The 1,858-nt window shown below is 72.6% G+C and carries 1 protein-coding gene; it reads right to left on the bottom strand.

Annotated features, from left to right (window positions below; genetic code table 11):
• Positions 1-191: 191 nt before the first annotated feature.
• Positions 192-1,619 carry a sugar porter family MFS transporter gene (locus tag ACFV4G_RS08655; RefSeq protein ID WP_380437961.1) on the bottom strand — a complete coding sequence of 476 codons (1,428 nt, stop codon included), beginning with the start codon at positions 1,617-1,619 and terminating at the stop codon, positions 192-194.
• Positions 1,620-1,858 lie beyond the last annotated feature (239 nt).

Below are 1,858 nucleotides of genomic sequence, written 5' to 3' on the forward strand. Positions count from 1 at the left end.
CTGTACGCGCGGGCGCACGAGCTGGGCGGTGCCGCCCCGGCCGGGCCCGGATTCCTGCTGGCGCGGGCCCCCGGCACCCCCCGCCCGGGGGGGGGGCCCCCCCGCCAGGCCGGCGGCCACCCCCCGCGGGGCGCGGGCCGGGGCCCCGGGGCCGGAGGTCCGGGGCCGGCGGAGCGGCCCGTGTCCTCCCGTCAGCCCATGTCCTCCAGGCGGACGCCCTTCGTCTCCTTCATGTACTTGGCCACGAAGACGATCGACAGCGCGGCGAAGGCGGCGTAGATCAGGTAGGTCGCGGACAGGTTCCAGCGGGACATCGACGGGAACGAGACGGTGATCGCCCAGTTGGCGATCCACTGCGCGGAGGCGGCGACGGACAGGGCGGCGGCGCGGACGCGGTTCGGGAACATCTCGCCGAGCATCACCCAGACGACCACGCCCCACGACATCGCGAAGAACAGCACGAAGGCGTTGGCGGCGACCAGCGCGACGGTGCCCTGGAGGTCGGGCAGGGTGACGTTGTCGCCGCTGCCGGTGGCCGAGGAGAACGCCCAGCCGGCGGCGCCGAGGGCGACGGCCATGCCGGCCGAGCCGATCAGGGCGAGCGGCTTGCGGCCGATCCGGTCCACCAGCAGGATCGCGATCACGGTGCCGAGGATGTTGATGACCGAGCCGATGAAGCTGATCAGCAGCGAGTTGCTCTGGTCGATGCCGACCGACTGCCACAGGATCGACGAGTAGTAGAAGATCACGTTGATGCCGACGAGCTGCTGGAAGACCGACAGGCCGATGCCGACCCAGACGATCGGCAGCAGGCCGAAGCGGCCGCCGAGCAGGTCGCGGAAGCGCGGGCGGTGGTCGGAGGCGATCAGGGCCTGGACCTCGGCGATCCGGGCGTCGGTGTCGACGCCCTCGCCCTCGACCTCGGCGAGCACGGTGCGGGCGTCGTCGAGGCGGCCGGCCTGGATCAGGTAGCGCGGGGACTCGGGGATGACCGAGGAGAGCACGAAGTAGACGGCGGCCGGGATCACGCAGATGCCGAGCATCCACTGCCAGGCCTCCAGGCCGAGCAGCCTGCCGCGGGTGTCGCCGCCGGCGGCGTCCGCCAGCACCCAGTTGACCAGCTGGGATATCGCGATGCCGAGCACGATCGCGGCCTGCTGGAAGGAGGCCAGGCGGCCGCGGTACCTGGTCGGCGCGACCTCGGCGATGTAGGTCGGCGCGATCACCGAGGCGATGCCGATGGCGGCGCCGCCCAGCACGCGCCAGAAGGCGAGGTCCCACGCGGAGAACGGGAGCATCGAGCCGACGGCGCTGACGGCGAACATCAGCGCGCCCGCCTTCATGACCTTGATGCGGCCGTAGCGGTCGGCGAACCGGCCGGCCACCGCGGCGCCGATCGCCGACCCGAGCAGGGCCGAGGAGACGATCAGACCGGTCACGCCGTCGCCGACGCCGAACTTCTCCTGGATGCCCGAGACGGCGCCGTTGATCACGGAGCTGTCGTAGCCGAACAGGAACCCGCCGAGGGCTGCGGCGGCGGTGATGAAGACGACGAAGCCGAGGCGGCCGGGCGTGGTGGCCTCGACCGCCCCGGAGGGCTTCTGGGTGACGCTCACGATCTTGACTCCTGGTACTCAACGCTGAGCTCGGTAGCCGAGATCGTAACCCCTGTTCGTTTAACTCTTGTACACCGGGCTCCTCAAGTTTTGCTCCGAGAATTCGTAAGGTGAACAAGCAAATTGGGGCCGGCGAGGTCCCGCGGCGGGGGGCGCGGCCGCGGCGGCGCCGCCCCCCCCCCCCCCCCCCCCCCCCCCCCCCGCCGCCCCCGCGCCGGCGCCCCCGCGCGCCCCCCCGCGCC

The sequence above is a fragment of the Kitasatospora sp. NPDC059747 genome (assembly GCF_042732955.1).
Lineage (GTDB): Bacteria > Actinomycetota > Actinomycetes > Streptomycetales > Streptomycetaceae > Kitasatospora.